We start from the raw sequence: 26,181 nt of genomic DNA, 5'->3' as shown, positions 1-26,181 counted from the left end.
TAAAGCACGCGCTTTCTCCCGTACCCCCATTTAGGACGCACCTCCCGGAAGCTCCACCCGGAAGCGTGCCCCACCACCTGGCCGGTCCCGCACCGACGCCCGGCCCTCGTGTGCGGCGGCATGCTCGGCGACGATGGCCAGCCCCAGGCCGGTGCCGTCCGTGCCACCGCGCGCACCCGCGGCCGGCCCCCGCACGAACCGGTCGAAGATCGTCGGCCGGTGCTCCTCGGCGACACCCGGTCCCTCGTCGTCCACCTCGGCGAAGCACGTCGTCCCGGCGGCACCCAGCCGGACCGCGACCGGGCCGCCGCCGTAACGGACGGCGTTGTCCAGCAGGTTGCCCAGCACCTGCTCGAGGCGGCGCCGGTCGACCTGCCACACCGGCGGTGTCTCCGGCAGCAGCTCGACCAGCGTGTCCGGCAGGTCGCGGGAGCGGCAGACGGCCCTGGCCAGTTCGGCGGCGTCGACGGGTTCGCGGTGGACCGGCTGGTCGCTGCGGGCCAGTTCGAGCAGGTCCTCGACGAGGCTGCGGAACCGCGCCACCTCGGCCGAGATCAGCGTGACCGCCGCCGCGGAGCGTTCGTCCAGGCCGTCGCGGCGGCGTTCGACGACGCTGACCGCGGCCTCCAGGGTCTGCAGTGGCGACCGCAGTTCGTGGCTGACGTCGGCGGCGAACCGGCGGTCGCGCTCCAGCCGGCCCGCCAGCCGGTCGGCCATGTCGTTGAAGGCGTGCGACAGCGGCGCCAGGTCGGGTTCGGTGTCCGGGTTCAGGCGGGTCGCGAGGTCGCCGACCGCTATCCCGTGCGCGGCTCCGGCCACCCGGGCGAGGGGGCGCAGGGCGTGGCGGGTGACGTACCAGCCGACCGCGGCACCGCCGGCCGCGATCATGATGGCGACGGCGGCCAGGACCAGGGCGAGCAGCTGCAGCGTACGGTCGAGCTCGCGCAGGGAGACCACCTCGTAGAGCGTGGAACCGCCCGCGAGCGGGATGCCGACCACCAGGGCCGGTTCACCGTCGCGGCGGATGCGCTGGGCTCCGGCCTGACCGTCCGCGGTGAGCTTCTGCAGGGTGGCGGGGACCGCGGAGCCGGCGCCCTGTTCGGCGGTCCGCGCGAACCACCGGCCGCCGGCGTGCAGCAGGACGTAGCGCTCGGCGCCGGTCTCCAGGGACCGCAGCGCCTCCGCGGGGGCCATGCTCGTGTTGACCACGGCCGCGTCGAAGTAGGCGGTGCGGACCGCGGTGCGCTCCCGTTCGGCGAACAGGGTGGTGCGGATCAGCTCGTACGAGACGAGGCTGACCAGCGAGGACAACAGCAGGGCGCCGAGCGCGAACGCGGCGCTGACCTTGGTACGCAGGCCGACGGGTCTCACGGCGCCTGGAGTTTGTAGCCCAGGCCACGAACCGTGACCAGGTACCGCGGACTGCCGCTGTCCTTCTCGATCTTGTGACGGAGACGGCCCACGTGCACGTCGACCACCCGCTCGTCACCGAACTCGTATCCCCAGACCCGCTGCAGCAACTGCTGGCGCGACAGCACCTGGCCGGGGTGGTCGGCGAGCTCGCACAGCAGGCGGAACTCGGTGCGCGTCACCGGGACCGGGGTGCCGTTCATCCGTACCTCCCCTGCCTGGGGCCTGATCTGCAGCTCGCCGAATGTCAGCTCGGTGATCGCCGGCGCCGCCGAGGCCGCCCGGGCCCGGCGCCGCAACGCCCGCAGGCGCGCCGCCAGCTCCTTCACCGCGACCGGCTTCACCACGTAGTCGTCGGCGCCCGCCTCCAGCGCCGCCACGATGTCGTGCGTGTCGTCGCGGGCGCTCACCACGATGATCGGCACCTCGTCGTCGCGCCGCAGCCGCCGGATGCACTCGTAGCCGTCCATCCCCGGCAGCATCAGGTCCACCAGCACCGTGTCGGCCCGCAGCCGCCGCTGCTCGGCCAGGCCCTCCTCGGCGGTGGCGGCCGAATACGCGGTGTAGCCCTCGTCCTCCAGCGCCATCGTGAGGGAGAGGCGGATCCGGTCGTCGTCCTCGATCAGCAGCACGGCGGTCATAACCGGAGTCTGACGTGCGGGAACGGTCGCGACCACTTTGTCACGGAACTGTCATCAAGCCGGGCCGGGTTCGCAGAGACCGCGAGCTTTGCTGTTGACCTGCCGATGTTTCGTTCCGGAAGGGGTCGTCGCATGACAGCGGGCAGCATCGCCGCCGGGGTCGCGGTCGGCCTCCTCGCCGGCCTCGCCGGTCACCTCGTGGCCCGGCGCCGCGGCCTGCCGTTCTGGCTCGCCCCGTCGGTGGGCGTCGGCGCCGCCCTGCTCGCGACGATCGTCATCCGGCTGGCCAACCCCGGCCGCCCCGGCCTCAGCACCACCGACGTCCTGCTGCAGGTCCTCTTCGCCACCGCCGCCGTCGGCCTGGTCACCGCCACCGCCGGGCGCACCCGGGAGCTGCGATGACCGCCTTCCAACTCCGGGAGGAGCAGGACCGCGTCGTCCTCTCTCCCCTCGCCGACCTGGCCGACGACGTGGCCGAGGCCCTCCGCCCGGCCCTCATGTCCGCCGCCGCGGCGGGCCGCCACGTGGTCGTCGACCTGCACGCCGTGCACACCATCGAACCGGCCGCCCTGAGCCTGCTGGTCCGCGCCCACCGCGAGGCACGCCAGCACGGCGGCACGGTCTCACTGGCGGCACCGTCGCGCTTCGTACAGACCGTCCTGCACACGATGCGCCTCGACGGCGTCTTCCCGGTCCTGGGAGAGTCACCCGCCACCTGAACCCGCAGCCCGGCCGCCGTCGTCCGAACCCACCCCGGCGGCCGATCCGGGGCCGGGCCGCCACCATTGCCCCCGATGGCAGCCCGGCCCCACCACTCAGCACCGTCCGGAGGCGAAATTGGCCGAAGCTCGCGGTGGCACTGCCCGGGGCGCGGGAGGGAGGGCGCCGCACCCGGGCCGCGGGGGTGGGGGTGATCACCTAGGATCGCCGGAATGCGGGGTGGCGCGGGTGGTGACGAGACGCGGACCCCGCCCGCCCTGCCGCTGCGGGCGATGACGGCAGGTGAGGTGCTCGACGCGGCGGCCGCGCTGTTGCGGGAGCGTGCTCTGCCGCTGCTGTCGATCGCGGTGGTGCTGTCGGCGCTGGAGCAGGTGGTGCTCGGGGTGATGCGGGATCAGGCCGGGCTGGTCACGCCCGCCTACCTGCCGGGATGGGACGACGACATCGGGCCGTGGTGGCTGATCGTCGCCACCGGCGTCACGATCGAGACGGTCGTGATCGCGGTGCTCGGGGCGTTCACGGGAGCCGCCGTCGGGCCGGCGCTGCTCGGGCGCAAGGTGCCACACGGCGCGCTGCTGAGGCGTACCCGGCCCCTTCCGGTCCTGGTCATCGCCCTGATCCTGGCCGTGCTCGCCTGGCCGGCCGCGCTGTTCGGGTTCGCGCCGTGGCTGGTCCTCTACGGACTGTGGGGGCTGGCCACCCCGGTGCTCACGCTGGACCGGGTGCGGGGGCCGTTCCGCGCGCTGGCCCGCGCCACGGCACTGGCCGCCCGGGACGGCGGCCGGGCGTTCTGGATCCGGCTGCTCGGATACTTCGTCTGGTTCGCGGTGCGGCTCGCCCTCGGCGCCGGCTGGCTCGCGGTGGCCACGGCGTTCAGCGGCGCGGTGCGCGGTGACTGGGTGACCTGGGCGGTCCCGGTCGCGTGGGGACTGGCGAACGCGGTGGCGTACGCGGCCCTGGCCTGCCTCGACGCGGTGCTGCTGGTGGAGACGCGGATCCGCACGGAAGGCCTCGACATAGCGATCAACCGGAGCCGCAGCCGGGGCGAGGACGACGCGGCGGTGCTGGTGGCGCCGCGGTGAGGTGGTACGACGAACGGGTGGCGTCCGTCCTGGACGTGGTGCCACCACGGGTGATGCTGCTGCTCCTGTTCGCGGTGACCTTGCTGACCTCGGTGCTGTGGTACTCGTACCCGAGATGGTTGAAGGTGCGCTTGCGCATGCCGCGACTCAGGCTGCCCAAGCGCCCAAAGCGGCCGAAACGCGCGGCGAGGAAGCCTGAGCCGGCGGTCATCGGCACCCCGGCCGGCGCCGCGCGTGATCTGGCGCTGGCCGACCGGCTGGCCGCGGAGGGCCGCTACGCCGAGGCGATCCGGGAGCGGCTGCGGGACACCGTGACCGATCTTGCCCACGCCGGGGTCATCGAGCCGCAGCCCGGCTGGACCGCCGCCGAGCTCAGCGCGATCGCCGCCGCCGAACTCCCGCCGCTCGGTCCCGCACTCGGCGGCGCCACCGACCTGTTCTCGCAGGTCTGGTACGGGCGGCTGCCCGCACGCGCCGACGAGGACGAACGGATGCGCGCGCTGACCGGCGAGGTGCGCTCGGCGCTGGGAGGTGACCGGTGAGGTCGCGGCGGATGCGCGCCACCCTGCCGTTCCTGGTGCTGGCCGGGGTGCTCGGGTTCACGCTGACGGTCCACGCGCTCCAGCAGGCCGACCCGGGAGATCCGGCGTTCCTGGCGCCGGGCAGCCGGGCGGACATCGGCGGGTCCCGGGTGGCGGAGGCGCTGCGGGACCGCGGTGTTCAGGTGTCGGTGCTGACATCGACCGGTGACGCGGTCTCGGCGTTGCGCGACGGGTCGGCGCCGGCGACGGTGTTCATCCCCGCGCCGGAGTTCGCGCACCTTCCCACGCTGACCGAGGCGGCGGGGATCCCGGCGGGGACGCGGCTGGTGCTGGTGGCGCCGGACCAGGACATTCTGGACTCGCGGGGGTGGCCGGGGGAGGTTGCCCGGACCCGGTGGGCCGCCGGCGTGACCGACTCAGCCTGCACGGAGGTGGTCGCGGGGCGTGCCGCGGTCCTGCGGCGGGTCTATGCGGACGACGGGGCGCTGATCTGTTACTCCGGCGGGGTGATGCGGTTCCAGCGAGACGGGTACGCGGTGACGCTCGCGGGCGCGGCGGATCCCTTCCGGAACGACCGGGTGGGGGAGTATTCGAACCTGGATCTGGCGGTCGGGCTGCTCGGGGGGAATTCCCGGGTGATCTGGCTGGACCTGCACTCGGTGGAGGAGCCGCCGGCGCCCTCTTTCGAACCCGAACCGGAACCGACGTTCGGCCCGGAAGCGGAGGCGACGGCCTCGCCGTATCCGTGGTCGACGGGCTATCCAGGCGTTCCGGGTGAACCCGGTGAACCCGGCGAAACCGGCGCCCCGACTCCCGGGGAGCAGGAGGGGGACGGCCAGTCGCTCCAGGACAGTCCCCTCGCCCAGGCCTTCCCACCCGCCTTCTGGGCCACCGCCATCCTCATCGTCCTGGCCGCGATCGCCTTCGCCGCCGCAGCCGCCCGCCGCCTCGGCACCCCCGTCCCCGAACCCCTGCCCTCCCGGATACCCGCGCACGAGACGATGCTCGGCCACGGCCGCCTCTACGCCCGTGCCCGTGCCCGCGGCCGCTCCCTGGCGATCCTGCGCGAGGCCGCCCGCACCCGGATCACCGCGCACCTCAACCTGCCCCACGACGCCCCCGCCGACCGGATCGCCGCGTACGCCGGGCTGCCCGCCGCCCACGTCCACGACGTCCTCGACGGCGGCGACCCGCCCCGCACCGACGAAGAACTCGTGGCCGCCGCCCGCGCGGTACAGGACCTGATTCGCCGCTTCGAAGGAGACAACCCGTGACGTCCGAATCCGAACAGGCCCGCCTCGCGCTGAGCCGCCTGCGCGCCGAGGTCGGCAAGGCCGTCGTCGGACAGGACGCGGTGATCGGCGGTGTCGTGGTGGCGCTGCTCTGCGGCGGGCATGTGCTGCTCGAAGGCGTACCCGGTGTCGCCAAGACCCTGATGGTCCGGGCCGTGGCGGCGGCGCTCAGCCTGGACACCAAGCGCGTCCAGTTCACGCCCGACCTGATGCCCGGCGACGTGACCGGTTCGCTGGTCTACGACGCGCGGACGGCGGCGTTCAACTTCCGGGCCGGTCCGGTCTTCACGAACCTGCTGCTCGCCGACGAGATCAACCGGACGCCGCCGAAGACGCAGGCCGCGCTGCTCGAGGCGATGGAGGAGCGCCAGGTCAGCGTCGACGGCACCCCGCGGCCGCTTCCGCAGCCGTTTCTGGTCGCGGCCACACAGAACCCCATCGAGTACGAGGGAACGTACCCGCTTCCGGAAGCCCAGTTGGACCGCTTCCTGCTGAAACTGTCCGTGCCGCTGCCGGAGCGCGACGACGAGCTGAACGTGCTGCGGGCGCACCACCACGGTTTCGACCCGCGTGACCTGAAGGCGGCGGGAGTGACCCCGGTGGCCGGCCCGGCGGAACTGGCCGCGGGACGGGCGGCGGTGCAGCGGGTCGGGGTGGCGGAGCCGGTGCTCGCGTACATCGTGGACCTGTGCCGGGCCACCCGCACGATGCCCGCCCTGGAGCTGGGGGCGTCGCCTCGTGGGGCCACGGCGCTGCTGGCGGTGTCGAAGGCGTACGCGTGGCTGAACGGCCGGGACTATGTCATTCCGGACGACGTGAAGGCTTTCGCCGTACCCGTGTTGCGGCACCGTGTCCGTCTGCGAGCCGACGCCGAACTCGACGGGGTGACCGTCGAGGCGACGCTGGCCGGCGTCCTGGCCACCGTCCCGGCCCCGCGCTGAGATGGTCACCCGGCGCTTCGCCGCCCTGCTCGCCGTCGGCGTCCCGGTGCCGGCGCTGCTGCCCTGGCCCTGGCTGGGGCTGCTCGGCGTCCTGATCTTCGCTGTCGCCTGCGCCGCGGCTGATTTCGCCGTCGCCGGGCCGCTGACCCGGCTGAAGCTGCGTCGCGACGGCGACCGGACGGTGTGGCTCGGCGCAACGGCCACGGTGACACTCACCCTGGTCAACACGGCGAAGCGGCCGGTGCGCCTGCAGGTCCGCGACAGCTGGGTGCCGTCCGCAGGCGCGTGGCCGCAGCGCCACGACCTGTGGCTGGGCCGGGGCTCGACCCGTCAGGTCACCACCACGCTCAACCCGGTGCGGCACGGTGACCGGCCCGCTGTCCGGGTCACCCTGCGATCGTACGGTCCTCTCGGCCTCGCCTACCGCCAGCGCCGCCGCTCGTGGAACGATAGTGTGACCCCACCGTGGACACTCCGGGTGCTGCCCCGGTTCCCGTCCCGGCGCATCCTGCCCGAGAAACTGGCCCGGATGCGCGTCATCGACGGCTCGGTCGTCGCCCGCGGCCGAGGTCACGGCACCGAGTTCGACGTGCTCCGCGAGTACGTGATCGGCGACGACGTCCGCTCGATCGACTGGCGAGCCAGCGCCCGCCACAACGACGTCGTGGTCCGCACCTGGCGCCCGGAACGCGACCGCCGCCTCGTCTGCGTCCTGGACACCGGCCGCACCTCCGCCGTCCGCATCGGCGACACCCCCCGCCTCGACGCCGCGATCGACGCCGCCCTGCTCCTGGCCGTGCTGGCCGCCCGAGCCGACGACCGCGTAGACCTGCTCGCCCTCGACGACACGATCCGCACCCGGGTGGAGGGAGGCAGCCACCGCACGAAAGTGAACCGCCTGATCGACGCGATGGCCTCCCTGGAACCGGCACCGGCGGAGACGGACTACACACTACTGGCCCGCGACCTGCTCCGCCGCGACCGCAAACGATCGCTGGTGGTCATCTTCACCGCCCTGGAACCAGCCCCGATGATCGAAGGGCTGCTGCCGCTGTTGCCGAGCCTGGCCGCGCGGCACAGGGTGCTGGTGGCCGGGGTCAGGGATCCGGCTCTGTCCGAGTTGTCCCGGATCCCGTGGGCAGCCACCGCGTCCGACGTCCACACGGCAGCGGCCGCACAGCGCGCCCTGCTCGAACGCGACCGGGTCCACGAAGTATTGGCCCGCTTCGGCGCGACGGTGGTGGACGCGGACGCGAGGTCCTTCGCCAGCCGGGTGGCGGACGTCTATCTGCTGTTGAAGGCCACCGGCCGCCTCTGATCAGCCGATGGGCCTGCGGCGCCGCGCCGATACATTGACGATGTAGGTCGGAACCAGCGCGCGGGGGGTGGGTCCGCTTGGTGCACGAGGACGTCGGAAGGCCGTCACAACCGCCATCCGTTGTCGTTCCCTCACCGGTGCGATCCTCCAGCCTGTCCTGGGCCGCACCGGTCGGGTTACCGCTGTTGTGGAGTTTTCCCACCCCGGGCCAATTGAGGCTGCTCCTGCTGTTCTTCGGTGAGGTCGCCCTTCTCGGCGCCCCGGATGTGCCGTCCTGGATGACCCCCGATCTGGCGAACATGATCGATTTCGTTGAGATCGATGAGCTGGTACCTGACCCGGGCCAGGATGTCGTTCGCCAGCTGCTGAAACTGCGGGGTTGGACATCGAGCGACGGTTACGTCCGGCTGTCCGGCTCCGCGCCGCATCGTCGATATCTGAGGGAGTGCGCCGGACTGCCGATGGCTGAGGTGAGGCCGGCCTGGGACCGGAGTCACGGTTCGGTGATGCGCGCTGCGCTCGCGCAAGTCCTTCGCACCGTCGCCGAACGCATGGGCCGAACGCTGGAGCCGATCGCCTTTCACATCGCTGACGTGCGGACCCTCCGGAGCTTGACCAGCGCGGGCTGGGAGGCTTTCGAACCGTACAGTGTCGCGCCGGACCTGACCGGCCTGCCGATGGCTGAGTTCCTCGCGTTCCGTTGCGACCACGGAGCTGCCTTCGGCCGGCACCTGCGCCTGTTGAGGCGGCATCTGACCGAGTCCGTCATGGACCGGGACAACGATGATCACGAGTGGGCCGATCGGCGAGACGAGCTGGCGGAGAGTGCGGATCGGCTCCGCAGGATGGCCCGGACAGAGCTCGGGGCACCCCACGCCTGGGACCTGGGGATCGCCGGATGCGTCATGCATGACGACGAGATCCCCGGTCCGGTCGACGGGATTCGGTATGCCTACCTGTACATGGCGCGGGAACGTGCCCACTTCAAGGGCGACCGATGACAGCTGAGTTCGCGTTGTTCTACCCATGGCCACCGGTCGAGCGCCGCTCCCTCAGCGGGTGGATGAAGAACGTCCTGCTGTTCTTCGACGGTGTGGCCCTGCTCGCGCCGCCAGAGGCGCTCGACAGGGTGTTCGAGGGTCAGGAGGAGACCGTTGTGCCGCTGCTCGAGAGCGGTGCTCTGCGCCTCCTGGACCCGCACCGCCTCATCGACGACGATGTGGCGCAGCAATTGCTGGATTTCCTGCTGCAGTCGGCGGCCGGGATTTTCGACAGATACTTTCTCGCCCAGGGCGAGCACGCGCGATTGATGAGCGTTCTCGAAGAGACCGGCGGCGTCATCTACGAGAGCAGGCAGTTGGGGATGTACGCGCGCCGGAGCGTCGCTGAGGCCGCGGAAATGCTCTGGGAGGAACTGCGGCGGCGTGGTCTCGTCTCGGAGCTGAGCGCGGACAATTCACTGCGCGCCAACCCGCTGTTCTGGATGGTCTACCAGGCGCTGCTCGCCCACCTCGTCCGGGCGTCCGGCCGGCGTTTCGGCCTCGACCTGCATCCGGTCACCGACGACGGGACCCTCCTGCGGCGTACCACCGCGATCCTGACCATGCCCGGTCAGCCCTCCACCGGCCACGTCGTCCAGTTCGACCTGGACAACATCGCCCTCGACCTCACCGACGCCCCACTCGACGAGGTGCTCGCCTTCCGGGACGAGCACGGGGAGGCGTTCCGCCGCTACCGCGCCGACCTGCGGCTCTTCACCCTCGAACTGGCCGGAATGGACGAACACGAGCGTGCCGCCGCCTTCGTGCGGCGTCGTGAGGAACTCGCCGACGCGGCCGAGGATCTGCGGCGGCTGGGTCACCGGCGTTGGCGGCGTCCCGCCGCGTCGATCGCGCTGGGCTGTGCCGGTGCCGCCTGGTACGGCAACAAGGGCGTCTGGGACGACAGCATCATCACGTTCCTCGCCGGCATGATCGGCGCGTCGGGGCCGCCCGCGTTCGACAGCGCCTTCTCCTACCTGTTCGCGGCACGGGACAGCCTGCGAACGCCATGACCGGCCGCGCGGCGGTCGGCCGCCCGGCCCTGCACGAGCGCGTACAGAAGGAACAGCCCCCACACGCCCGCTCCCGCCGCGACCCGCCATGTCGGGGGGACCGGTGCCGGCGTCACATAGGCCTCCAGCACCCCCGCCACCAGCAGAACCGGGACCAGCCCGACCGCGACGATCATTCCGCTCCGGGTCCGGGCGACCAGCACCTCCCGCCGTGTCCGCTCCGGTCCCGGCGCGATCCAGCCCCACCCGATCCGCAGCCCCACACCCGCGCCCACGAACACACAGGTCAGCTCCAGCAGCCCGTGCGGAGCCAGATACCCCAGGAACGTGTCCAGCGACCCGGCCCCGGCCAGCACACCCCCGGTCACGCCCACGTTGAGCAGGTTCGCCCCGAGCAGGTACACGACCGGGACGACCAGGACCCCGGAGGCGATGCACTGCGCCGTGAGCAACGCGTTGTTCGTCCACACCCGAGCCGCGAAGTTCGACGCCCGGTACTCGCTGTAGTACGAGACGAAGTCCTCCTCCAACCCCTCGATCTGGTCCGGTGACAGGAACAGGGCGGCCACCGGCGGGTTGTCCGCCACGTACCAGACAAGACCGGCCGTCAGGACCGTCAGGAGAACGGCCAGGCTGAGCCACCAGTGCCGCGCCCGGTACAGCTCCGCCGGGAACGCGTCGGTGAGGAAGTGGCCGATCGACTGCCAGGAGAAGCGGCGGCCCCGGTTGATGGCGGCGCGGCCGGCGAGCAGCTGGCGGGAGAGGTCGGCGATGACGACCGGGTCCGGGACGCGGCTGCGGATCACCGACAGGTGGGTGGTGGCCCGGTGGTAGAGCACCACCAGCTCGTCGGCCTCCTCGGCGGAGAGGCGCCGTCGCCGTGCCAGTTCCTCCATCCGGTCCCACTCGCCGGCGCGCTCCAGCACGTACGCGTCGAGATCCACAGCGGCAGCCTATCCGCCGATGTCCGACAGATGCGCATCGTGTTGACTGGTCGGGTGCGCCTGGTGAACGCGGAAGCCGTCGAGATCGACGTGAGGCCCGCGCGCCTCGGTTCCCGTGCGCTGGCACTGATGGTCGACATCGTCATGCAGGTGCTTCTCGGGCTCGTGCTGCTGATCCTGTCCCAGGTCGCGCTCTCCGCCCTGCCTCCGTGGATGCGGGACGCGGCCCTGTCCGACACGGTGCTGCGGGTGGTGCTGGTCGCCGTGGTGCTGCTCTACCCGGCGCTGATCGAGACGTTCACCAACGGGCGCAGTGTCGGCAAGCTGGCGGTCGGCCTGCGCGTGATCCGCGAGGACGGCGGCCCGATCCGGTTCCGGCACTCGTTCACCCGTGCACTGGTCGGGCTGACCGTGGAGTGGCCCGGCCTGCTGCTGCCGCTGGTCACCTGGGTGGTGAGTCTCGGCACGATGCTGTCGTCGCGCCGCGGCCGGCGGATCGGTGACCTGGCGGCGGGCACGCTCGTGGTGCACGTACGCCGACCCGACCCGTGGCGCCCCGTCCCACCGATGCCGATACACCTCGCCGAGTGGGCCGCCGTGGCCGACCTGTCCGCAATGGACGACGAGCTCGGCCTGGCCGTCCGGCAGTACCTGTCCCGCGAGTTCCGGTTCCGCGAACCGCACCGCGCCTCCCTCGGCGCCGCACTGGCCGCCGAGGTGACGGCGCGTGTCAGCCCGGCACCGCCACCCGGCACGCAGCCGTGGTTCATGATGGTGGCGGTGACCGCCGAGCGGCGGCGCCGAGCCGAGTTGCAGGTGACAGCCGGTCGCGCGCTGACCGGCCGGATCTGGAGCGGCTAGCAGGCCACCCAGGTGCGGTTCGCCTTCTGCTTCCACGTGCACGTGTCGACGACCCGCCCGGCGGCGTCCCGGAGCGTCGCGGTGTCGCCGGTGTTGTTCCAGATGTAGTTGCCGCTGTTCCAGTACAGATCCGTGGCCGTGTTCCGGCCCTTGCCGGTGTGCAGGCGGATGACACCCTTTGCCGGGATCGTGACCTTCCCGAACGTGTATCCCACCCGCGACGCGTCCCGGACCGTCCAGTCCGCCACGCTCAGCGGCGCCGTGCCGTCGTTCACGATCGTGATCCACTCGGCGTTGAGGCTGGCCGGGCTGCGGCCGTCGGGTCCCGGAGAGTCATACTGCGCGCCTTGGAAATGGACAGGAACAACGACTGCGGCTACGAGCGCCAATCCCAGCATTCTCACCCCTAGAAGACGATATTTTGCGACAAATCGGACCACGGTGAGAGCCGCCCTGTCACCTTCTTTGCGTTTTATGGCCGCATTGTGCGTCCCCTCGGTGTTCGCTGGTCTCATCACCAGTGAGGGGGAGTGGTGGACCAGAAACGCAACCCGTGGGGTGATCTGCCGGTTCTCGGCAAGGTCCTCGCCGCGGTTCTGCTCGCCGTGATCGCGGCCGTGATCGCCGGCGTCGTCGGCATCGTCAAGCTCGGCACGATGGACGACGTGGGCGGCGGCATCTACGAGCGCAACCTGCAGCCCATCGCGCTGCTCGGCGAACTCGACGGCAACGTCAACGAGGCCCGCGCCATCGTGCTGCGGCACATCCTCAGCACCGGCGACGCGGACATGAAGGAGCTCGACGCGGCGATCGCCGACTTCCACGCGCAGATCGACGAGGGGTGGAGCGAGTACTCCTCGGGCGAGGCCACGGCCGAGGAGCAGACCGCCCGGGACACGTTCGCGTCGACCCTTGCCGCGATGTTCCAGGTCATCGACGAGCAGGTGCTGCCGCTGAGCCGGGAAAACCGGACGGCGCAGGCCACCGCGGCCGCCAACGAGAAGCTGGATCCCGCCTTCTTCGCCGTCCGCGACGCCCTGGGCAAACTCGACGAGCTGGAGACCAAGCAGGCCGCCGACAGTGCCCAGCAGGCCGAGGACACCTATCGCGACGCCCGTACCCTTTTGTTGATCGTGTTGGTCCTCGGCGTGACCGTCGCGATGTCCGCCGGTGCCTACGTCGCCCGCTCGATCGCCTCCGCGCTCACCGGCGTGGTCGGCGCCCTGCGCCGCGTCGAGCAGGGCGACCTCACCGCCACCGCCCCGGTGCGTTCCGGCGACGAGCTCGGCCAGCTCGGCACCGCGCTGAACGCCACCACCGCACACCTGCGGGAGATCATCGGCGGCCGCATGTCCCAGACCGCCGTAAGCCTGGCCGCCTCCGCCGAGGAACTGTCCGCGGTCAGCTCCCAGCTCCAGTCCGGTGCCACCGACGTCTCCGAGAAGGCCGTCACCGCCACCCAGGCGTCCGAGGTGGTCAACAGCGGCGTACAGGCCATCGCCGCCGGCGCCGACGAGATGAGCGCCTCGATCACCGAGATCGCCGCCAACGCCGGCCGCGCCGCCGAGGTCGCGCAGAAGGCCATGACGGTGGCCGAGCGCACCAACGCCCAGGTCGCCGAACTGGGCTCGGCGAGCGCCGAGATCGGCGAGGTGGTCAAACTGATCACCACGATTGCCGAGCAGACGAACCTGCTCGCCCTCAACGCGACCATCGAGGCGGCCCGCGCGGGCGAACTGGGCAAGGGCTTCGCCGTGGTGGCCGGCGAGGTCAAGGAACTCGCCCAGCAGACCGCCCGCGCCACCGAGGAGATCACCGCCCGCATCGGGGCCATCCAGACCTCCAGCGCGGCCGCCGCCTCGGCCATCGAGGAGATCACCGACGTGATCGGCAACATCGGCGACTACACCACCACGATCGCCTCCGCGGTGGAGGAACAAACCGCCACGACAGCCGAGATGAGCCGCTCGGTCGCGGAGGCGGCAGACAACAGCGGCGACGTGGCCCGTACCGTCTCCGGCGTGGCCGACGTCGCCGCCTCCACCGCCGAGGGCGCCCGCACCACCCAGTTGGCCGCCGACGAATTGACCCGCCTGGCCACCGACCTGACCGACATAGTGGGCAGCTTCCGCCACTGAGCGCCGTGCTGCGTTTCCTCCAGCGCCGTCGCTGGTCACCTTTTAGAGCAAACAGCAGACGTACGCTCGCCAACTCCTTCAAAAGCGACAACGGCAGCCCCGCGGAGTCCGCGCGACGCACTGCCGGGTCAATGCCGCAGCGCGCCCGCCGGGACACCTGCATGGTCCCGCCCCGTTGCGTGTGGAGTTCGGCCGCTATACGCGCCCGAACTCCACACGCAATTGGTTGGGTCAGAGCTGGCCGGGGTGGAGGCGTGAGGTGACTATGAGGCCGCCGCCGGAGGGTTTGGTGGACAGGTTGTAGACGAGTTTTCCGGTTCGGCTGTCCCAGATCGTGACGGTGAAGTGGTCGGTTCGGGCGTCGAGGGCGGTCAGCAGGAAGCGGTACCTGCCGGCGCCGTTGACCGTCCCGGTTCCCGTGTAGGTGGCGGCCGGGCCCAGCACCACCGCGGGCCCCTGCGACGTCGACTCGAAGAGCAGGTCGCCGGCGGGGAAGTGCAGCCAGGTGCTACCGCCGGTCGCGCCGCCACGGGCCGTGAACGCGAAGTCCACACTGCCCGCGGTGGACCGGCCCGGCAGAGCCCAGCCGCTGCCCGCCACCTGGCCCGTGCCCGGGGCGTAGGTCACGACGTAGGGCATGGTCACCCCTGCCGTGGCACCGTCGTCGTCCGCGACCGTGATGCGCGGGCGATACGCCCCGGCCGCCGCGTAACTGTGCTGGACAGTGCACTTGGACGCGGCGACCGTACCGTTGCTGCTCGTGCCGTCGCCCCAGTCCGCGGTGCAGGTCAGGGCATCGTTGCGGCCGTCGTCGCTGACCGGGAGGGTCAGCGACACCGGCGTGCGGGTGGCGATCGGCGCGTTCGGGGCGGGCCGGCCGGAAGGCGCCGTCGCGACCGGCGCGGCGTTGCCGACGGTGACCACCGCCGTGTCGCTGGTGCCGCCGGCGGTCAGCTTGACCGTGTACACCCCGTCGTCCGTGCACGTGATGGTCGTGGTGGCCGCGTGCGGATCGCCGAAGGCGCACGCCGCGCCGGCGTCCGCGTCGCCCGTGAATGACCACGACGGACGCCGCGCATCGTTGGAAACCGAACCAGAAAGAACGATCGTTCTGCCCTCGGCCCCGGCAACATCCACCCCGGCGTGCGCGACGGTCACCGGATCGACGCTCTCCAACGTGGGTACCACCGGCAGCAACGACCCGTCCCCCGCGAACGAAAGCCGATCAACAGTGGTCTCCCGGTGCGTACCGTCCCCGCCCGGAATCGCGAACCGGTGATACGCCACATACCACTCATCACTGTTGGGCACCCGCACCACCGAGTGATGCCCGGTCCCGAGGATCCCGAGCGACGCGTCCTTCTGCAGGATGACACCCACCCGCTCACTCCACGGCCCGAGCGGCGTGGACCCGGTCGCATACGCCACCCGGTAGTCCACACTGCGCGTGTCGTTCTCCGACCACATGAAGTAGTAGGTCCCACCGCGCTTGACGACGAAACTGCCCTCGTTGTAGTTCGCGGGCTTGTAGGTCCGCACCAGCGAGGCGTCGAAGGAGGTCATGTCGTCGTTCAGCGGTACCTGGTACGAGTTGCCGTTGCCCCAGTACAGGTAGGACTTCCCGTCGTCGTCGGTGAACACCGCCGGGTCGATCATCTGACCGCTGTAGGTGCCGCCCGCCACCAGCGGCTTGCCGAGCGCGTCGGTGAACGGCCCCGCAGGGGAGTCCGCCACGGCCACTCCCAGGTGCTTGACCGTGTTCCCGGTGGCCAGACCGCCGCTGAAGTAGAAGTAGTACTTCCCGTCGCGGTGCGCGATCGCCGGTGCCCACGCGCTGTTGTCCGCCCACGTCACGTCCGGCCCGAGGTCGAGGATCACCCCGTGGTCGGTCCAGTTGACCAGGTCCGTCGAGGAGAACGCGTGGAACTGGGTGCCGGACCATCCGGCGAAGCCGTCCGTTGTCGCGTACATCCAGAAGGTGTCTCCGAAAGCCGTGATGTTCGGATCGGCATAGAGGCCGGGCAAAACCGGGCTTTTCATCACCAGGGCTGAGACGGTCCAGGTGCGCTTGGTGCCATCCAAACCCACTATTTCGTACGTGACAGGAGCACGGAAATCCCGCACCGTCCCCGACGCCGGCGTGATCGTCGCGCCCTTCGCGAGGGTGAACGACGGAGCCAGCGCCTCCAGTGACGTCCCCGGCTTGACCGGCAGCTTGATCGTTCCGGCCGCGTCGTCGACGATCGCGTCCACCTTGAGCTCGGGCAGCGTCACCCCGGCGACCGATGTCGACTTCCCGGCCAGCTCCAGGATCTCCGGTGCGGTGAGCGCCGTGTTGTAGATCCGGAAGTCGTCCACCTCACCGCTGTAGTAGGGGTCAGCCGAGTACAGCGACCGTCCCACATAGCCGCTGTACGACTTCGACGCGTCGTATAGGTCGGACGGCTTCGCGCTCACCCCGGTGGCCGACGCGACGCGGGTGCCGTTGAGATACATCGCCGCCGTCCTGGCCTTGCCGTCGACGGTGACCGCGAGATGCTGCCACGTCCCGCCCGGCAGCGCGGCGGTGTTCGCCAGCTTCGACTCCGCCGACCAGGAGCCGGTGGTGATCGCCGAGTACAGCACGTTGCCGCCGTTGCGCGGGCTGCTGAACAGGTACTTGTTGCTGTCCGGCCCGAGCGCGTAGATCCACTGGTTGACCGTCGTCGACGCGTTCCACTTCGCCCACACCGCGACTGTCGCGCTCTCGGCCTGCTTCAGCACACCGTTCGGGATCGTCACGTAGGACGAGTTCGATCCGCCCGCCATCGCGTACGAGGAGCCCCGCACGCCGGTGCCCCACGCCGGAGCCCGGTTGTAGACCCCGTCGAAACCGTTGCCCGACGAGTCCCGCGCGACAGTCCCGGCACCCTCGTCGAAGTCGTACCGCAGTCGTAGTCCCGGCGCCGGGGCCGGCTCCTCGTACTTCGCGGAGATCCGCTGGTACTCGGCCGCGGTGACCGGCAGGACGGTGCCGTGGCGCGGGCGCGACGGCAGGCTGTACGTCGTCTCCGGCGTCCAGACGCCCGAGTCCAGGTCGGTCGTCGAGAACGGGACGTAGCCGCGGCCGCCGTACTCGTCGATGAACAGGTACCACTTCTCCTCGGTGTTCGACTTGAACACCAGCGGGCCCTCACCGCGGCTCAGCGCGCCGGAGCCGATGCACTCGGCCACGAAGTCCCAGTTCAGGTCGCGCAGCTCGGTCGCCTTCTCCTGGATCAGGAACTTGCTGCACGGCGAGGTGGACGAGTTGTTCCGCTCGTCCTTGGTGATCCGGTGGTAGACGCCCTCGTGCTCGACGATCGTGGAGTCGATCACCGAGTAGCCGGGGTCCTTCCACACCTGCGGCTCGCTGAACGTGTGGAAGTCGCGGGTGGTCGCGTACATCATCCGGTTGTAGGTGCTGCCGGTGTGGTTCGGATCCGACGGCTCGTAGAGCTTCGAGGCCCAGAACACGACGTACGCGCCGAGCGACTCGTCGTAGAACGCCTCCGGAGCCCACGTGTTGCCGGCGGTGTCGGGGGAGACCTTCACGAGGCGCTGGTCGGTCCAGTTGACCAGGTCGGTCGACTCCCACACCATGATCGACTTGCTGCCGGAACGCTGCGAGGCGTCCCAGTCACCATTGCCGTAGATCTTGAGGTCGGTGGCGATCTGGTAGAACTTGTCGCCCTCCGGCGAGCGGATGATGAACGGGTCACGCAGCCCGGTGGTGCCGAGCGTGGACGTCAGCACCGGCTGCCCGTTGTTGACCTCGCGCCAGCTCAGCGGGTCGTTGCCGTTGCTCAGCGCGTTGTAGACCTGCTCACCGTTGCTGTATCCCTCGCCGGTGAAGTAGCTGAACAGGTAACCCTGGTACGGCTCCCGCTCCGGAAGCGCGGGTACGGTCGCCTCGAAGTCGCGCGTGGCCGTGGCGGTGCCGTACGTGACGGTCGCCGTCAGCGTGACCTTCCGGGTGCCACTGGCGGGCCGGTGCACGACGCCGGTCGGCGAGATCACGTCGGGGTGCGACGAGGACCAGGTTGCCGAGTTGGGGAGGGTGAGGTTTCCGCGTACGTCAGCAAGGTTGTGAACGACGAGAGCCCGAGCCGCCGCAGCCGCGTTGTCCGCGTCGGAGAACGCGGCCCTGACCGAAACGGTGAATGTCTTCGACCCGGTTGACGCACCCCGCCGCAGGTTCGCCGTGAGTGTGGCTGTCGCATCCGGCTGCCCCTGAGCCGGCCGGGTGATCCGGCCGGAGTCAGTGATCACCGAGGCGTCGCTCGTGGCCCACGTGACCGCACTCCCGCTCGGTGCCGTCGCGGGTAGCGTGAGGTCCGCGACCAGCCCGGTGGTGTCGCCCAGGTCGAGCGCCGCCGAGTCCGCCGCCACCGCCTCCGCGTTCGAGGGCGCCGCGAGCGTGGCCGCCTCATCCGCGCTGATCGCCCGGTCATAGACGCGGACGTCGCGCATCCGGCCCTGGAAGTACCGGTCACCGTTGTAGAGCGAACGACCGAAATAGTTCGCCGTCGTCGCGCCGCCGCCGATCGCGCTGGGCAGGATGCTGATCGCTGTGTTGGTGGCCACCGCGACGCCGTCCTCATAGAGCGTCCCGGTGGTGCCGCTCTGCGTGTAGGTCACGTGCTTCCACGCACCGCGAGCCAGATTGCGCCCGTCGGCGGGCCGCGTGTTCTGCTCCCCGGTCCAGTTGCTCAGCGACACCGAGTTACGGAAGCCGTTGCCGGTGGCGAACAGGTACCCGTTGCCGTACCCGGTGCCCGCGTCGGTGTTGCCGAAGCCGTAGAGGAAGTACGGCGTCGCCTGCGCCGCGTCGATCTTGACATCGAACGCCACGGTCACGTCACTGACGCCGGCCAGGATGTTGTCCGGCACCTTCACGTACGTATTGGTCCCGTTGAATCCGAGCCCCTGCGCCCCGGACCAGCCGGCGGTCCCCCCAACCGTCCCGTCCCGCCCGTTCCCGGACGAGTCGGCGGCGGTGGTGCCGGCGGCCTCATCGAGCCTGTACCAGAGCAGAAGCCCGTCCTCCGGACCTGCCTGCGCCGCCGACGGTGCGGCAACTATCGATAGGAGCGTTAACAAAGAAATGGCTGCGCGCCGGACAATCATCGACTCTCCCGCGTATCGGGTGCGTTGCCGAAGTGTTAACGCTCACACGAGTCGCGTCAAGGGTCTCGATGTCTTGCCTGATCACAGGCATGGATCATCCGTTCCGGCAATGCGGCCGGCGGTGTGCGACCGTTAACCTCGGTTGCCATGGAGGGTCCGTCCGGGCTGGACATCGCGGATCAGCTCGGGTCGGTGGTGGGCGCCACGGCAGGCGTGATCAGTGTCCTGCTGGTGCTGCGCTCGCGCGGCACCGCCGCCGGTTCCCGTCCCGCCACGACACGCTGGCTGCGGATCTGTGTCCCTCTCGGACTCCTCGCCGCGGCCGTCGGCGTCGCGCGGCTGCTCGGCGCCCGGACGCCGGGCCCCGCCTGGCTGCCCACCCTGGCGGCTCTCGTCCTCGGCCTCGCCTCGGCCGCGCTGTACCTGGCCGACCGGCGCCGCCCGCTGATCGGTGAGGACGAGCGCCTGCACGCCCTGCTGACCGCCGAGTTGGAGGACTCCACCGGCCACCGCTACGAGTACTTCGGCGTCAACGCCCCGCTCCTTCCCAAGATCTATGTCGAGCAGCGTGCCGATCGAGCCGGTGAGCACTCGGCTGTCCTGACGGTCCCGCAGATGCTCGCCCGCTTCGACGACGTCCTCGTGGTGGCCGAGCCCGGCATGGGCAAGTCCATGATGATCAGGCTGATCCAGCACCGGCAGGCAGACTGGTTGCTCGGCGCCCGCCGCGGCAGCCGGATGTCACGGGCGCCGTTCGGTCCGATCGTCCCGGTAGTCGTGCCGGCGACCGCGCTGGCCGACCGGAACCTGCCGGACGCCCTCGCCGAATACTGTGGCCGTCGCGCGAGCGTCAAGGTCGATCCGGCGCTGTTCCGTACGGCGCCGCTTCCCGGCGTGCGCTGGCTGGTCCTCGTCGACGGGCTCGACGAGGTGCTCAGCGGCACCGACCGCTCCGACGTGATCAATCGCCTGGCCGGCTGGCTCGACCGCGGCGACCCGGCACGGCGGTTCGTGGTCGCCACCCGGCCGCTGCTCTTCGGCGAGCTCTCCGACGTCCGGGGCAGCTCGGTTGCGGAGTTCGCGCTGCGGCGGTTCGACCCGGACGACCTGGTGGCCTTCGCCCGCAAATGGTTCGAGGCGCGCGGCGCGCCGGCCGCCGCCGATCCCTTCCTGAAGGCGGTCGCCGAGGCACGCCTCGGCCCGGCCGTCGAGGTCCCGCTGCTGGCCACGATCGCCGCTCTGGTCTTCGAACAGCGACAGGACAGACCACTCCCGGTCGACCGGACCGGCCTCTACCGCCAGTTCGTCCGGCACCTGCTGGACGGCCGCCCGGAGGTGGTCGACCAGCGGGCGCGGATGCGCGGCGCGTTCGCCCGTTACGGCGAGGCCGGCACCAGCGCCGGCACCTGGCTCGACGATCACCTGGTCGAGCTCGTCGAGCATCTCGCCGACATCCACCTCACCCTCGGCGTGACCGGCCTGGCCGAGGAGGCCCACCGATGGGTACGCGAACAGGCACCGGCCGAGACCCGCGACGCGGTGCCCGACCAGGACCGGCACGTCCGGATGCTGCTCGGCAGCACATCGGTGCTGGTCGAACGACACGGCGAGCTGGCGTTCACCCACCACAGCCTGGCCGAGTACCTGGCCGCCGGCCACCGCGCCCGCCACTTCGACGAGGCCCGCTGGTTCTCCGACGTCCGCGCGCCGGAACGCCGCAACCTGGCCCTGTTCGTACTGGGCCGGCGCACCTACGAACCGGCCGATCCGCTCGTGGCGGCCCTGCTCAGCGGACTCGACACGGATGTGCCGATCGCAGGGGAGATCCTCGCCGACGGTGTCGAGGTCTCCCCGTTCCTGCGGTCGCAAGTGATCATGGCGCTGTTCACTCATCTCCTCAGGGAGGACCCCACGGCGCCCGAGGCGCTGCGTGTGCTCACCGCGCTGGCCGTGGATCCGGTGATCGCGGAGTCCCTGTCCGACCTGGTCACAGACGCTAACACCCGGCCGTGGGTGCGTGTCCTGGTGGCGGAGGCCCTGGATGAGATCGGGGTGACGAGCGGGGGCCTGGAACGGCTCGCAGCCGAGCCCTCACTGCCCCGCTCGATCGCGGAGTGGCTGGGACGGCGGAGTTCCGGAGGCCGGGCGGGACCGATCGAGGACGGGGACGGCCCGGCGCCCAGTCATCTGCAGACCTACGCCTACCGGCGTGCGCTGTCCGAGGGAAGTAGCGAGCCGCGCTATCTGTTGATCATCGCGCTGCAACTGGCGGATGCCGGTGAAGAGTCCGGTCTGACGGCTTTGCGCGGATGCTGCGTCGAGCCGGAGTTGAGGCTCGACCTGCGGCTGCGTGCGGCGCGGGCGCTGCTGCGCGTGGATCCAGCGGGCCAGACGCAGTGGCTCCGGAGCCTTGCCCATGACCAGCGGCAGGCGCTCGACGTCCGAGCGGCGGCGGCGACCGCGTTGGCCGAGGTAGATGATGAGGGCTCGGCCCTGGTGATCCGGGAGCTCCACACCCTGGACGAGACACTGGACTCCCGGCTCCCGCCGATCATCGAGCCGGCACCGGCGGCGGTGACGATTCCGGCCCTGGCAGTGCGGACCGGAACGGACGTCGAGGCGCGCGCCGGTGCAGGCCAGATCATCACGTTCTTCTCCTACAAGGGTGGGACCGGGCGGACCATGGCCCTCGCGAACGTGGCGTGGCTGCTGGCTGCCGGAGGGAGCAGGGTCCTGATGGTCGACTGGGACCTGGAGTCGCCCGGGCTGCATCGATTCTTTCATCCGTTCATCGAGGACCCGATGCTCGAAACGTCCACCGGGGTGATCGACATAGTCCGGGAGTTCTCGTCGGCACTGCTCGAACCTTCCTTTGCCGAGTCCGCCTTCCTGGACTTTGCGGACGTGCGATCCCACGCCGTGCGCCTGAACTACAGCTTCCCCGAGGACGGCCGGATCGATCTTCTCCCGGCGGGTCGTCAGAGCAGGTCATATTCCCGCGCTGTGACCACGTTGGATTGGGGCGCGTTCCTGGACCGAGGCGGAACGGCCTTCCTTGAGGAGATGCGCGACCAGATGCGGCGGAACTACGACTACGTGCTCATCGACAGCGCCACTGGCGTGAGCCGGACCGCCGCGATCTGCACCGTCCTGTTCCCGGATGTGCTGGTCAACGGCTTCACCCTCCAGGTTCAGAGCATCGAGGGCGCGCTGTCGGTCACCCGGTCGATCCGCGCACAGCGAGAGAGGCGGCCGGTGCGCATCCTGCCGGTGCCGATGCGGGTGGACAGCGCCGAGATGCAGTCGACGTTCCTCGGCCGCCAGATGGCGCGTGAGCGATTCGACCCCATGCTGTCAGCGGACGATGTTGAGGATCGCGACGAGTATTGGGCCGAGACTGAGATTCCCTATCGGGCCTACTACGCATACGAAGAGATTCTGGCGATTTTCGCTGAGCGGACGGGGCAGGCGAATTCCCTACTGTCTGCCTACGAGCGGCTGACACGGCACATCGTCGGACGGCCGATCGAATACGCCGCACCGGACGCGGCGGAGCGTCAGCGCTGGCTCGCGATGTTCGAGCGACCCCGCCGCTCACCCAACGGCACGTTGCTGATCAGTTGCGCTCTGCCGGACCGGGTCTGGGCCGAGTGGATCGGGGCGCAGTTCCGGTACAACGGGTGGCACGTGGAGATCCGTGCTGTGCACGAGACGGCGGATGCCCTGGCACAGGCGGATCGGATTATCGTGGTGCTCTCGGCGGCCTATACGGAAGACAGCGGAAGCGAGGCGGTCATCGGCGCCGCCGCCGGCCGGGAACCGACCGAGGAGGGGCGGTTCCTGATCCCGGTCCGTGTCCATCCGGAACGCTCAATCACGCCCACGGCGATGGCGAGGATCCCGGTCGTGGACGTTTCCGGCGTGGGGGCTGACCAGGCACGCGACGTCCTGTTTCGCGCGGTCACGCCGTTTGGGCCGAAATCGCCGGATGTCGTGACGCCGCCGAACTACCCGGGCACCGGAGCCGAGTTCGTCGGCGGGCTCCGCCCCGCGCACCCGCACACGCTCGGCCGGGAACCCGAACTGTGGGACCTGCGCGAACGTTTGCTGGCCGGCGACCGCCGGGTCGTGGTGGCCGGTCCACCCGGTATCGGCAAGACCAACCTGGCCGCCCAGTACGCGAACCGGTTCGCGTCCGCCTACTCCCTCGTCTGGTGGATCGACGCGGCCGGCCGTGAACGGGCCGACGACCTGCTGGATCTGCTCGCCGCGCACCTGAAGACGCCGGAGACCGAAGCGCGGAACACCCTGCGGTACCGGTCGAACTGGCTGGTCGTGGTGGACGGCCTCGGCGGCGGCCTGCCGCCATGGCTGGCGAACATCGACGGCGCCCTGCTCGTCACCGCCCGCGGCGCGGCCGGCTTCGAGGCCGGTGACGTGCTCACCCTCGGCCCGCTGTCTCGCGAGCACGCGGCCGCCGTGCTGGCCGGCCCGGATCAGTCCATGCCCCGTGCGGACGCCGCAGCCATCGCCGGCCGGCTCGGCGATCACCCGCTTCTGGTGGGGGTCGCGGGAGCCGCGCAGCGGGCGGGTTACGTCTCAACAGGCGACCTTCTCCACTCCGCAACCGATGCCGGAACGCTGCTCGGTGCCTCGCTCGCCGGCCTGCGCAGCGCGGACCCGGCTGCGGCGCGCCTGCTCGAGCTGGCCTGCTGCCTCGGACCCGGCGAGATCCCCTTCCCGGCGCTGCGGGAACTGGGGCCGTTCCCGGCGCAGGCGGTCCGAGAGCTGGGCCGTGCCGGACTCGCGGTCGTCGACGCCGGCCGCGAGAAGCTCGTCGTGCACGATCTGATCCGTGACGCGGTCCTGGCCGAGGTGGACGCGGAGCGGATGGCGGCGAACCGGCGACTGGTGCACCGGGCGCTGCTCACGACGGCCGCCTCCGACGACGGGCTGCACCTGGTCCTGGCCCATCTGGAGCCCTCCGGATGCCTCGACTCGACCGAGCCCGAGATCCGCGATCTCGTAACCGGCGTGATCCGGCGCCTGTGGGTCTCCGGATGGCGGGCGACCGCCCAGGCGCTCGCCGATCGGGCACGCCCACCGGTCGGGCTGATCGACGGCCCCGCGGGTTCCGGCCGGGCCGCCGGGATGCTGCGCACCGGCGAACTGCTGCGTGGCCGCATGATCGCGGAGGAGACGGACAGTACCGCCGACGTGGCGGCGCTCGCCTTTCTCCTGCTCGGCGACTTCGAGGCGGCGGCCGCAGCGGACTGGGCGATCTACGGGCGATGCCTGCGCAGCGCCGGGCCGCGCGATCCCCGTACCCTCCTTGCCGCCGAACGCTATGCCCGCGACCTGCGTGCCCTCGGCGATCTCGCCGGCGCCCGGACATTGCTGGCCGAGATCCTCCCGGTAGTGCGTGACGTGCTGGGAACCGACGACCCGCAGACGTTGCGGACCGAATTGAGCTGGAACATCAACTCCCGGCTGCTGGGCGCCACCGGCTCCGAATCGCTGGTCGAGCGATTCCGGGCGGTCTTCGGCGCCGACCACCCCGACACCGCCGCCGCCGAGATCGAGACCGCCCTCGCCACCACCGACACCGCCATGGCCCGGCACGCCCTGGAGATCGTCAACGCCGCATACGGGGACGGGCACCCGACGTCGCTGGCGTTCGCCAACAACCTGGCGGTGGTGCTCTTCGCCGCGGGTGACGAAGTCGCCGCGCGGGAGCTGTTCGCGGCGACCGAGGAGAAGCTCGATGAGGAGCACGTCTACCGGCGAACAGTGGGGATGAACCGCACCGGCGCGAACCCCGCCGCCATTGAACCGGTCATTCTCTGAGCCCCGCTCAGATCCGGCCCGGCGGTGCCGATCCCCTCGGGTATGAGTCTCGACGCACCTCCCGCACAGGGCACCCGCTGGTTCGGCACCGGGCACAGCACGCTGACCGATCCGGCCGCGGCCGGCACCCAGGCTGCCGAGGCGGCGATCGCCGGGCGTACGCCGTCGGTGGTTTTTGTCTTCTGTTCGGTCGGCTATCAGTCGGCTGAGCTGTTCGGGGGGATCCGGGAGCGGGTCGGGCCGGAGACCGTGATCGTCGGGTGCACCACCTCGGGCCAGATCGCGAGCGGTGAGGAGAGCCGGGACGGGGTGGCGGTCACCGCCTGGGGCGGGCCCGGCCTGGAGGTGCGCACCCACGTCTCCCGTGACGTCACGGCCGACCTTCGTGGGGCCGGCGCGGCGGCCGCGGCCGGGCTGGGGACACTCAGCAGCCGGCACCGGGCCCTGCTGCTGCTCTGTGACGGGCTGACCGGAACCCAGCACGAGATCGTGCGCGGCGCCTACTCCGTGGCCGGCGCCGCCGTCCCGCTGGTCGGCGGGTGCGCCGGCGACCACCTGACCTACGTGCGCACCTACCAGTTCCACGGCAACCGTGACGGCGTCGAGATCCTCTCCGACGCGGTCGTGGGTGTCGCGCTCGGTTCGGATGCCCCGCTCGGCGTCGGGATCGCGCACGGGTGGCGCAAGCAGGGTGAAGCCATGATCGTCACGAGCAGCAGCGAGGGGCGGGTCTACGAGCTGGACGGCCGCCCGGCGATGGACGTGTTCCTGGAGCGGCTCGGGATCGACGAGTCGGTGACGCTGGACGAGGAGGCGTTCCGGCAGGCCGCGTTCCTGCATCCGCTCGGGTTGTCGCGGCGCAGCGGCGAGGACATCCGAGTGATCCACGGGGCGGACCGGACCGACCGGTCCCTCATCTGTCTCGCCGACGTGCCGCAGGGTGCCCTCGCGTGGCTCATGGAGAGCGACCAGGACTCCCTCGTGGACGGTGCCGGTGAGGCCTGCGCCCAGGCCCTCGACGCGCTCGGCGGGGAGCCGGCGCTCGGTGTGCTCGTGTTCGACTGCGCGGCCCGGAGGATCACGCTCGGCGAGGACGGCGTCGACCGGGAGAACGTGGCCATCGGCAAGGCGCTCGGCGGTGTGCCGTTCGGCGGTTTCTACACCAACGGTGAGGTCGCCCGGGTACGCGGCGCCCTCGGCATGCACCACTTCACGATGGTCACCCTGGCAATCGCCTGACACCG

Annotated in this window: 18 protein-coding genes; 13 read left to right on the top strand and 5 right to left on the bottom strand. The window is 70.8% G+C overall.

All coding sequences use genetic code 11. The features are described 5' to 3' along the window. Nucleotides 1–30: 30 nt before the first annotated feature. Together AB0M02_RS38710 and AB0M02_RS38705 are read right to left on the bottom strand one after the other, a co-directional pair. Nucleotides 31–1,371 (bottom strand): HAMP domain-containing sensor histidine kinase, encoded by a 1,341-nt coding sequence (locus AB0M02_RS38710; protein ID WP_364236538.1) that lies wholly within the window; start codon nucleotides 1,369–1,371, stop codon nucleotides 31–33. Further along, nucleotides 1,368–2,051 carry a response regulator transcription factor gene (locus AB0M02_RS38705; RefSeq protein ID WP_364236535.1) on the bottom strand — a complete coding sequence of 228 codons (684 nt, stop codon included), beginning with the start codon at nucleotides 2,049–2,051 and terminating at the stop codon, nucleotides 1,368–1,370. The genes AB0M02_RS38710 and AB0M02_RS38705 overlap by 4 nt, the downstream gene beginning before the upstream one ends. Before the next feature lie 132 nt (nucleotides 2,052–2,183). Here AB0M02_RS38705 and AB0M02_RS38700 point away from each other — a divergent pair, with 132 nt between their 5' ends. The 9 genes from AB0M02_RS38700 to AB0M02_RS38660 all read left to right on the top strand — a co-directional run bounded on the left by AB0M02_RS38700 (nucleotide 2,184) and on the right by AB0M02_RS38660 (nucleotide 9,999). Continuing rightward, nucleotides 2,184–2,453, top strand: coding sequence for a GlsB/YeaQ/YmgE family stress response membrane protein (locus AB0M02_RS38700; protein ID WP_364236533.1), 270 nt, complete (start codon nucleotides 2,184–2,186; stop codon nucleotides 2,451–2,453). Continuing rightward, nucleotides 2,450–2,770, top strand: coding sequence for an STAS domain-containing protein (locus AB0M02_RS38695; protein ID WP_364236531.1), 321 nt, complete (start codon nucleotides 2,450–2,452; stop codon nucleotides 2,768–2,770). Before AB0M02_RS38700 ends, AB0M02_RS38695 begins: the two co-directional genes overlap by 4 nt. 213 nt (nucleotides 2,771–2,983) lie before the next feature. Then, nucleotides 2,984–3,853, top strand: coding sequence for a hypothetical protein (locus tag AB0M02_RS38690; RefSeq protein WP_364236528.1), 870 nt, complete (start codon nucleotides 2,984–2,986; stop codon nucleotides 3,851–3,853). After that, on the top strand, nucleotides 3,850–4,395 hold the full coding sequence (locus AB0M02_RS38685) for a DUF4129 domain-containing protein (protein ID WP_364236526.1): 546 nt from the start codon (nucleotides 3,850–3,852) through the stop codon (nucleotides 4,393–4,395). Before AB0M02_RS38690 ends, AB0M02_RS38685 begins: the two co-directional genes overlap by 4 nt. Then, nucleotides 4,392–5,669, top strand: a complete 1,278-nt coding sequence (locus tag AB0M02_RS38680; RefSeq protein WP_364236524.1) for a DUF4350 domain-containing protein — start codon at nucleotides 4,392–4,394, stop codon at nucleotides 5,667–5,669. The genes AB0M02_RS38685 and AB0M02_RS38680 overlap by 4 nt, the downstream gene beginning before the upstream one ends. Next, on the top strand, nucleotides 5,666–6,628 hold the full coding sequence (locus AB0M02_RS38675) for a MoxR family ATPase (protein WP_364236522.1): 963 nt from the start codon (nucleotides 5,666–5,668) through the stop codon (nucleotides 6,626–6,628). The genes AB0M02_RS38680 and AB0M02_RS38675 overlap by 4 nt, the downstream gene beginning before the upstream one ends. Before the next feature lies 1 nt (nucleotide 6,629). Further along, nucleotides 6,630–7,946 (top strand): DUF58 domain-containing protein, encoded by a 1,317-nt coding sequence (locus tag AB0M02_RS38670; RefSeq protein ID WP_364236520.1) that lies wholly within the window; start codon nucleotides 6,630–6,632, stop codon nucleotides 7,944–7,946. A 212-nt stretch (nucleotides 7,947–8,158) separates the two neighbouring features. Beyond that, nucleotides 8,159–8,947 carry a hypothetical protein gene (locus AB0M02_RS38665; protein WP_364236518.1) on the top strand — a complete coding sequence of 263 codons (789 nt, stop codon included), beginning with the start codon at nucleotides 8,159–8,161 and terminating at the stop codon, nucleotides 8,945–8,947. Beyond that, nucleotides 8,944–9,999 carry a hypothetical protein gene (locus AB0M02_RS38660; protein ID WP_364236516.1) on the top strand — a complete coding sequence of 352 codons (1,056 nt, stop codon included), beginning with the start codon at nucleotides 8,944–8,946 and terminating at the stop codon, nucleotides 9,997–9,999. Before AB0M02_RS38665 ends, AB0M02_RS38660 begins: the two co-directional genes overlap by 4 nt. On the opposite strand, the gene AB0M02_RS38655 is transcribed toward AB0M02_RS38660, so the two are convergent. Next, the gene (locus AB0M02_RS38655; protein WP_364236513.1) at nucleotides 9,960–10,943 is read right to left on the bottom strand and encodes a stage II sporulation protein M; all 984 of its coding nucleotides are present in this window, start codon (nucleotides 10,941–10,943) and stop codon (nucleotides 9,960–9,962) included. The genes AB0M02_RS38660 and AB0M02_RS38655 overlap by 40 nt on opposite strands. 63 nt (nucleotides 10,944–11,006) lie before the next feature. On the opposite strand from AB0M02_RS38655, the gene AB0M02_RS38650 reads away from it, so the two are divergent. After that, on the top strand, nucleotides 11,007–11,804 hold the full coding sequence (locus AB0M02_RS38650) for an RDD family protein (protein WP_364236511.1): 798 nt from the start codon (nucleotides 11,007–11,009) through the stop codon (nucleotides 11,802–11,804). Here the strand turns inward: AB0M02_RS38650 and AB0M02_RS38645 are convergent. Then, nucleotides 11,801–12,202, bottom strand: a complete 402-nt coding sequence (locus AB0M02_RS38645) for a lamin tail domain-containing protein (RefSeq protein ID WP_364236508.1) — start codon at nucleotides 12,200–12,202, stop codon at nucleotides 11,801–11,803. The two genes, AB0M02_RS38650 and AB0M02_RS38645, sit on opposite strands and share 4 nt — an antisense overlap. Nucleotides 12,203–12,337: 135 nt before the next feature. Between AB0M02_RS38645 and AB0M02_RS38640 the strand changes: the two genes are divergently transcribed. Then, entirely contained in the window at nucleotides 12,338–13,942 is a 1,605-nt protein-coding gene (locus AB0M02_RS38640; RefSeq protein ID WP_364236506.1) for a methyl-accepting chemotaxis protein, read from the top strand. A 231-nt stretch (nucleotides 13,943–14,173) separates the two neighbouring features. Here AB0M02_RS38640 and AB0M02_RS38635 read toward each other — a convergent pair whose 3' ends face one another. Next, nucleotides 14,174–19,063, bottom strand: a complete 4,890-nt coding sequence (locus AB0M02_RS38635; protein ID WP_364236504.1) for a family 43 glycosylhydrolase — start codon at nucleotides 19,061–19,063, stop codon at nucleotides 14,174–14,176. A 174-nt stretch (nucleotides 19,064–19,237) separates the two neighbouring features. Here AB0M02_RS38635 and AB0M02_RS38630 point away from each other — a divergent pair, with 174 nt between their 5' ends. After that, nucleotides 19,238–24,937 carry a TIR domain-containing protein gene (locus AB0M02_RS38630; protein ID WP_364236502.1) on the top strand — a complete coding sequence of 1,900 codons (5,700 nt, stop codon included), beginning with the start codon at nucleotides 19,238–19,240 and terminating at the stop codon, nucleotides 24,935–24,937. Between the two features lie 42 nt (nucleotides 24,938–24,979). After that, the gene (locus AB0M02_RS38625) at nucleotides 24,980–26,176 is read left to right on the top strand and encodes an FIST N-terminal domain-containing protein (RefSeq protein WP_364236500.1); all 1,197 of its coding nucleotides are present in this window, start codon (nucleotides 24,980–24,982) and stop codon (nucleotides 26,174–26,176) included. The last annotated feature ends 5 nt before the right edge of the window (nucleotides 26,177–26,181 follow it).

Origin of the sequence: Actinoplanes sp. NPDC051861 (genome assembly GCF_040681145.1) — a bacterium.
Taxonomy (GTDB): domain Bacteria; phylum Actinomycetota; class Actinomycetes; order Mycobacteriales; family Micromonosporaceae; genus Actinoplanes.
Note: the sequence above shows the minus strand (reverse complement) of the source record. Positions and strands in the feature narration are given on the sequence as shown.